Annotated in this window: 9 protein-coding genes; 6 read left to right on the forward strand and 3 right to left on the reverse strand. The window is 44.2% G+C overall.

The window, feature by feature from the left end:
* Positions 1–17 precede the first annotated feature (17 nt).
* The gene (gene rbsK / locus AB6D93_RS17280; RefSeq protein WP_102332892.1) at positions 18–962 is read left to right on the forward strand and encodes a ribokinase; all 945 of its coding nucleotides are present in this window, start codon (positions 18–20) and stop codon (positions 960–962) included.
* A 152-nt stretch (positions 963–1,114) separates the two neighbouring features.
* Entirely contained in the window at positions 1,115–2,116 is a 1,002-nt protein-coding gene (locus tag AB6D93_RS17285) for a substrate-binding domain-containing protein (protein WP_017067711.1), read from the forward strand.
* A gap of 84 nt (positions 2,117–2,200) precedes the next feature.
* Here the strand turns inward: AB6D93_RS17285 and AB6D93_RS17290 are convergent, their stop codons facing one another.
* On the reverse strand, positions 2,201–2,992 hold the full coding sequence (locus AB6D93_RS17290) for a carbon-nitrogen hydrolase family protein (RefSeq protein WP_102332893.1): 792 nt from the start codon (positions 2,990–2,992) through the stop codon (positions 2,201–2,203).
* Positions 2,993–3,147: 155 nt separating this feature from the next.
* Positions 3,148–3,570 (reverse strand): lysozyme inhibitor LprI family protein, encoded by a 423-nt coding sequence (locus AB6D93_RS17295; RefSeq protein WP_102332894.1) that lies wholly within the window; start codon positions 3,568–3,570, stop codon positions 3,148–3,150.
* 365 nt (positions 3,571–3,935) lie between these two features.
* Here AB6D93_RS17295 and AB6D93_RS17300 point away from each other — a divergent pair, with 365 nt between their 5' ends.
* The gene (locus AB6D93_RS17300; RefSeq protein ID WP_102332895.1) at positions 3,936–5,507 is read left to right on the forward strand and encodes an EAL domain-containing protein; all 1,572 of its coding nucleotides are present in this window, start codon (positions 3,936–3,938) and stop codon (positions 5,505–5,507) included.
* A gap of 96 nt (positions 5,508–5,603) precedes the next feature.
* Positions 5,604–6,002 (forward strand): hypothetical protein, encoded by a 399-nt coding sequence (locus AB6D93_RS17305; RefSeq protein ID WP_102332896.1) that lies wholly within the window; start codon positions 5,604–5,606, stop codon positions 6,000–6,002.
* Positions 6,003–6,063: 61 nt separating this feature from the next.
* Here the strand turns inward: AB6D93_RS17305 and AB6D93_RS17310 are convergent, their stop codons facing one another.
* Positions 6,064–6,564, reverse strand: coding sequence for a hypothetical protein (locus AB6D93_RS17310; RefSeq protein ID WP_102332897.1), 501 nt, complete (start codon positions 6,562–6,564; stop codon positions 6,064–6,066).
* Positions 6,565–6,768: 204 nt separating this feature from the next.
* Here AB6D93_RS17310 and AB6D93_RS17315 point away from each other — a divergent pair, with 204 nt between their 5' ends.
* Together AB6D93_RS17315 and AB6D93_RS17320 are read left to right on the forward strand one after the other, a co-directional pair.
* Positions 6,769–7,017 (forward strand): type II toxin-antitoxin system Phd/YefM family antitoxin, encoded by a 249-nt coding sequence (locus AB6D93_RS17315; protein ID WP_004730320.1) that lies wholly within the window; start codon positions 6,769–6,771, stop codon positions 7,015–7,017.
* A complete protein-coding gene (locus AB6D93_RS17320; protein WP_005377002.1) occupies positions 7,007–7,297 on the forward strand; it encodes a type II toxin-antitoxin system RelE/ParE family toxin in 291 nt (96 codons plus the stop codon). Before AB6D93_RS17315 ends, AB6D93_RS17320 begins: the two co-directional genes overlap by 11 nt.
* The last annotated feature ends 87 nt before the right edge of the window (positions 7,298–7,384 follow it).

Below are 7,384 nucleotides of genomic sequence, written 5' to 3' on the forward strand. Positions count from 1 at the left end.
ATCATAAGGCTCGTATCATGACTCAACTGATTGTTTTAGGTAGCGTTAACGCTGACCACGTACTGCAAGTTCCTTCGTTCCCTCGTCCGGGTGAAACCTTGATTGGCGGTAACTATCAGGTCATCCCTGGCGGTAAAGGCGCAAACCAAGCAGTCGCTGCTGCGCGATTAAACGCAGATATCGGCTTCATCGCCTGTGTCGGTGACGACCCATTCGGCATCAACATTCGTCAAGACTTCGCTAAAGACGGCATCAACATCGACGGTGTTATCGTGGCAGACAACACGCCAACTGGCATCGCGATGATCCAAGTATCCGCAACGGGTGAAAACAGCATCTGTCTTTCTGCAGAAGCTAATGACAAGCTGACTTGCGACCAAATCGAACCGCATCTAGAGAAGATTCGCGGAGCCAAATACCTGCTAACTCAACTTGAAACGCCAATTGAAGGTATTGAGTACGCTGCGAAAGTAGCAAAAGAGAGTGGCACGCAAGTCATTCTAAACCCGGCTCCTGCTCGTCCATTATCGGATTCACTGCTTGCTTGTGTTGACGTGATTACACCGAACGAAACTGAAGCAGAAGTGCTGACAGGCATTACCGTGACGGACAACGCGTCTGCTCATCAGGCTGCGTTGGCTCTGCATGCTAAAGGCATAGAAACGGTAATGATCACGCTAGGCGCGAAAGGCGTGTGGGTGAGTCATCGCGGTCAAGGCAATGAAGCCAGCGAAGGTGAATTAGTCGCAGGTTTCCGTGTTGAAGCAACAGACACAACTGCCGCAGGTGACACCTTTAACGGCGCGTTGGTGACAGGCTTGCTTGAAGATATGCCATTAGAACGCGCAATTAAATTTGCTCATGCTGCAGCTGCTATCTCTGTGACACGCTTTGGTGCTCAAACGTCGATTCCAAGCCGTGCTGAAACCGATGCGTTCTTAGCAGAGCGACTGTCTGCTTAGCTTGATACCTATTTGAAGGCCTAACTCCTGAACTAAACCGTAGTTAACGGATGTTAGCCTTCAAATTCGGTAACAACAAATAACAAGCATAAGCCCCTGTTTTCAGGCAGAATATCGCCCAACGTGGAAGGTTATTCCCACAAGGATTTTTTATGGCAACAATGAAAGACATCGCACGGCTCGCAAAGGTTTCGACTTCTACCGTGAGCCACGTGATCAACAAATCACGCTTTGTCAGTGAAGAGATTGCTGAGCGTGTTAACAGTGCGGCTAAAGAACTCAACTATGCGCCTTCTGCATTGGCTCGCAGCTTGAAAATGAAGCAAACCAAAACCTTGGGAATGCTAGTGACCACATCCACCAACCCATTCTTTGGCGAAGTGGTAAAAGGTGTGGAACGTCGTTGCTACGAAAAAGGCTACAACCTTATCTTGTGTAACACCGAAGGCGATAGCGAACGCATGAAATCCTCTATCGATACCTTGCTGCAAAAGCGAGTCGATGGCCTGATGCTAATGTGTTCTACCCTTGAAGGCGAACATATCGATGTATTCGAGCGCTACCCAGAACTGCCTGTTGTAGTCATGGATTGGGGCCCTATGTTGTTTGCGAGCGATAAGATCCAAGACAACTCGCACCAAGGTGGCTACATGGCAACTAAGCACTTGATAGATAACGGTCATTCTCAAATTGGTTGTATCACTGGCCCACTGCACCGTAATCAAGCTTCGTCTCGTTATCAAGGCTTCAAGCAAGCAATGGAAGAAGCCAATTTAGAGATCAACCCTAAGTGGATTGTTGAATCCAACTTTGAATGTGACGGTGGTTTTGACTCTTATCAGACATTGAAAACTCGTGGCGAAATGCCGTCTGCCTTGTTCGTCAGTAACGATATGATGGCGATGGGCGTGATTCACGCTGCGGCGCAAGATGGCACATCGATTCCGAATGATCTGTCTATCATTGGCTACGATGACATCCACCTGTCGAAGTACATGACACCCGCGTTAAGCACTGTCCACCAGCCAAAACATCGTTTAGGTAAAACCGCAGTGGATACGCTTTTGAGCAGATTACAAACTCCAGATGCTTATCCGCAAGTCGTTGAACTTGAACCTACTCTTGTTGAACGAAGCAGCGTAAAAGCCATTTAAAGCGCCTTCTTAGAGATCTAAACAACAAAGGGCAAGGTTAAAAAACCTTGCCCTTTTCGCTCCTAATGCACTTCACTTATCTTCTTAGCGATTCAACACAGATGCGATTTGCTGTATTTCGTCTAACACATCGACGCCATTGTATTGCGGCGCAATCGAGAGATCTTGAATACTCACGGTTTCTACCGATTGCTTGTCGTTAAGTTTAGTCACTAACTCCCCTTTGGGTGAGTAGGCTCGGCTTCCACCACAATAAGTCGCGGTAAACGCATTAACCACATCTTGCCCGACGCGATTACAAGTAACCATGTGACACCCTTCCTCCAAGGCTCTCGCTTGAGCAATGGCAAAACTATGATGCCCACCGAAGTTGGCAGGGTGAAGAATAACGTCGACCGACTGATACCCTCTCATGATCTCCGGGAACCAAATATCAAAGCAAATCGCGACACCAAACTTTAAGCCTTTGTGCTCAAACGAGAGGCGTTCCTCCCCTCTCGAGAAATACTGCTTATCGAATTTGGTTTGACTGATTTTTCTATATTTGTGTCGTAAACCGGAAGCATCCACAACCACGACGCTGTTGTAATATTGGCCGCTATCTTTCTCGGCAATGCCTGCAACAATCAAGGTGTCATGCTTCGCTGCAAGCTGCGTTAATGAATCAATAGTACTGCTGTCGGCGAAGTCTTCAGCCAATTCGTGAATTTCTTCAGCCTCGTTAAAAATATACCCAGTCGTGAACAGTTCAGGCAGTAAAGTAATATCACCGACTGACGGCTCCGCTTGCAAAAGATCAGAGACCGAATCTATATTCTTTTGTTTGTTTTTGTATTCAACTTCAAGCTGAATAAGCGTGATACTGACATTATTCAAAATCGATTCCTTACTAGGTAATACTTAAAGCTGTAATGCTTCAAGCTGGAGACTAAGAACTAAGAACGACAGAGTAGGCCAATCCCCTATCGCTTTCTTATTCGCCCGCCAAAGGTTGAAGCAGGTGCACAGTCCTGTACGTATTTTAAACCTGCCTACGGCGCTAATTTAGGCTCTGGTAAAACCGGAGGCGTGCTGTCCATGTAGGTTAAGAAATTCGCCCACACCTCATGCGTGCGCTGCTTGGTTAACCTTGTCTTACAGGAAAGCGCCATAACCCCTCGAATAGAACCATCACGCCATTGGATGTAAACAGAGTCACAATGTGCTGTCATGTACGCCTGCCAGCTCTCCTGAGCCTTCTTAATTGAAGCGACCAGCTGAGCTTCATAAGCATTGTGCTCAAAGCTGGCTGCAAGGTATTTATCCAGTTCCGCTTGTGCAGATTCCAACTCAATTGCCGCACACTGATTGATCTCGATGGTATTCATCGCATTCTCGCAATCAACAACACCTTCGTCGGCCAACGCAGAGAATGAGAAGCACACCGCTATGAGTGCTGATATCAGTTTTGTCATAATCATCCTTTATGCTGTCACCACCAAAACGAATCGAGTCGTGACTTTATTTATTTATTTATTTATTTATTTATTTAAACGTGGCTCAATATTTAGCTCATTCAACTCATTCAGCCAGACCAAATAACAATAAAATTTATCAGGATATAAGCATTTGTTATCCGCATAAATCATCAAAAATGACGCCTCGCCAACTCAAATAAATGAGATAACGCTCAGATTTTGCTGGTAAAACTAGAAAACATATTATTTATATCAATAATTCGTGCCTGCACTCACACTATTAATTATTTATATTGCTACCTAAACGCTAACTTTATAAATTAAATCGAATGCTCACATAAATCGGTAACGCTTCTCCAACTATGGATATCAAGTACCAAAACATTGCCAAGACTTCATTTTACTTTGCCATCTCTTTCTTTTTTTCCATGGCAATGCTCATTCCTTTTACACCGTATCACTACCAAACATTAACCGAAGACACATCAAGGTTAGTCGAAACCAGGTTAGAAGGGATCCAATCAAGGTTCGACCGTTTTTTATCTGAAGTTAGACCTGAACAGTCATGCGACGCGATCGTTAGACAGCTTCGACAAAACGTTTTTGAAGCCGATTGGGTAAAAGAAGCAGCGGTATTCAATAAACAGAACCGATTTTACTGTTCAACCACCGATGGTGACGTTTCATTTCGCCTATACAGCACCATCAGGCAGCGACTCAATGACGACCCGAATTTAACAACCCTGTCGTATTCCAACTCGGCCATCACGCAAGTTCAGTCCATCATGCTCATTTTCTCGAACAAAGAAGATGCCGGAGTGAGCCTGATGATTCCGCCACACTTCATCTATGACCTTGTTGAAACAAACCTGAGCAGCCATGGAATACAGGCCAAAGTTGAAGTGATCAAAAGAGATATCCACCCTACCGATATTGACTCATCAATCGCCAAGGTGCGGATACAATCAAACACCTACCCATTGACCATCACCTCATACATTGGGTATCAGTTTTATCTTCGCTTCATGTTGAGCTATTTATGGTTTGGCTTTTTGATGGCCGGAATCACCACCATTATTCTCCTTTCCATCAAACATAAAAAGCAGAGCCAACGCAGCTTAGAATATTCGCTTTCAAGTGCGCTAAAAAACCAACACCTTCATGTTCACATGCAGCCTATCGTTAACCAAAACACCAATGAGATCGTCGGCTGTGAGTCACTATTACGATGGAACGACCCAATTGAAGGTAACGTCTCCCCGGCTATTTTCATTCCGCTTGCTGAAAGCTTAGGCTTAATTGAGGAGCTCACCTACTTCGTGCTGCGCAAAGTATTAATGACGTTGAAAAGCAATCAAGATGTGTTCGACTCAAAGTACATCAGCGTCAACATCAGCCGCAACGTAGTGTCTAACAGTAACTTCTCTAACAAGGTGATCAGCATCTTTAAAAGACACCCTGAGATTCTCAAACAGGTAGTTTTTGAAGTAACCGAATATGGTGAATGTTCTGATGCCGACATGGTCAAAATTAGAGACAACCTAACCAAGCTATCGAACAGGGGCGTCAGAGTCGCGATTGATGATTTTGGTACAGGCTACGCAGGGTTAGATTTCGTAAGACAGTTCCCGTTCAGCATTCTCAAAATCGATCGCGTGTTTGTGAAAAACATATCCGACGAATCCAGCTTTGGTCTCCCTTTGCTAGAGTCCATGCTTCAACTATCACGCTCCTTAGGCATGCAAGTCATCGTCGAAGGTGTCGAGTATGAATCCCAAGTGAAAATCTTATCTAAGCTCGGTGTCGACTATATCCAAGGCTTCTATTTTTATAAGCCGATGCCGATAAACCTGACTGTCAGCTTACTCAGGCAGCAGCATTTTGAGTCCGATAACGTTGAGGAACAAACCAACCAGACATTCCTTGTTACATAAGGCACTAAAAAACAACGAAAGAAAATGCGAAGGCTATGGGTCTCCTTTGATGAACATTTAAATCATCGCATCATTGAATGCATCACAAGGGATATCATGGAAAAGACACTTCAAACCAAACTGGCGACTAGCCTACTACTGCTGAGAATCGGCATTTTTATCGTCTTCTTGTTCTGGGGCTTAGATAAGATCCTTGTCCCTGAGCACGCGACAAAAGTACTGTCTGGCTTTTACGGCATCGACATCTCGAACAATGCGATGATGGCTCTGGGTGTCGCGCAGCTCGGATTTTTAGGCGCATTCGTTGTAGGCATGTGGAAAAAGTACACCTACGGAGCCATTTTAGTCCTTCATGCAGGCTCAACCTTTTCCTCTTTTGGAAAATACATGGACCCGTTCAACAACCTACTGTTCTTCGCCTCTTGGCCAATGCTCGCAGCCTGTATCGCAATCTTCTTACTTCGCAATTACGACACTTACAGCGTTGCCAACTAATACAAAGGGCGCCGTTATTGGCGCCCTCTTTGGTTGGGTTGATTCTTAAACGTTTGTTAGCCTAAGCAAACTGAAATTCCCCACCATGCTCTTCTATTATAAATGAAAGGTCTTGTGCGGCATTTTGGAATATTTCTTGGATGATTCCTTGAATACCATACCACTGTTGAGACAACTGATAATCAGAATGTATGGTGTCATCAGAAAAATCAACGCCGCCCAAGTGAGCAACCTTGGCTAAACCAAAGACTAAATCAAAAGTAATGGGCTCACCTAAACGATGTGCTAACCTGTTTCTGATACGATTCATTTCGATCAAAAAATCAGCCATTGATTGCCAAATTAAACCGCGATTAAGCGCTAACTTAACCTTATTAGGAAAACTCATGTTAAATGGGTTTATCTTCTCACTATCATCAAGCTTCAACTCTATTAATTGAACTAATACTGACTCAAGCAATAAATGACCTGTTAGATATGCACCCAACTCAGTGTTGTTGAACAATTCGAGAATGTGCTCAAAATTTGGTGTTTCTCTGTCTTCCCAAATGTTATCTGTCATATAGACTCACTTACTATTGGATTAGGCAAACGCCGCGTAAAGGTATAAGCAACCCAATACCTTAGCGTCCGCATAATACCTTAAACACATAAACCAACGCATAGTAAAAATGCCACGTGTTGCGAATCACTCTTAAGCAACTTGTTATACCGCTTGATTGAGGCTAAAATGACCAAAATAAAGACCACTTAAGAGACCTATTAAATGACCACTAGAATTTTAGCCGATGTTGCTGCAAGCATTACTGAGTTGAAAGCTAACCCTATGAAAGTTGCAACTAGTGCTTACGGTGAACCTGTTGCTGTACTGAACCGAAATGAGCCAGCATTTTATTGCGTACCAGCCGAAGCGTACGAAATGATGATGGACAGACTCGAAGATCTTGAACTACTAACTATTGCGAAAGAGCGTGAATCTGAAGAGAGTATTTCGGTAAATATTGATGACCTATAAACTCGACTTTAAAAAGAGTGCACTCAAAGAGTGGAAAAAGCTTGGCTCAACGCTTCAACAACAATTTAAGAAAAAGCTAATCGAGCGTTTAGATAACCCGCATGTTCCGGCTTCAAAACTCTCTGGAGCTGACAACATGTATAAGATTAAGCTGCGCCAATCGGGCTACCGTCTCGTCTACAAAGTTGAAGACGATGTCATCATTGTAACCGTCTTAGCAGTCGGAAAACGCGAACGTAGCGATGTTTACCGTAAAGCTATGAAAAGGTTAGATGATTGATTGCGGTATCAACGAATGACATGGATTCCCCCTACCGAGGATCTGCCACACTTATGTGGTACTTAAATGCATCGGAGGCACCATGTC

This window comes from Vibrio sp. 10N.247.310.23 (assembly GCF_041467155.1).
GTDB lineage: Bacteria > Pseudomonadota > Gammaproteobacteria > Enterobacterales > Vibrionaceae > Vibrio > Vibrio crassostreae_C.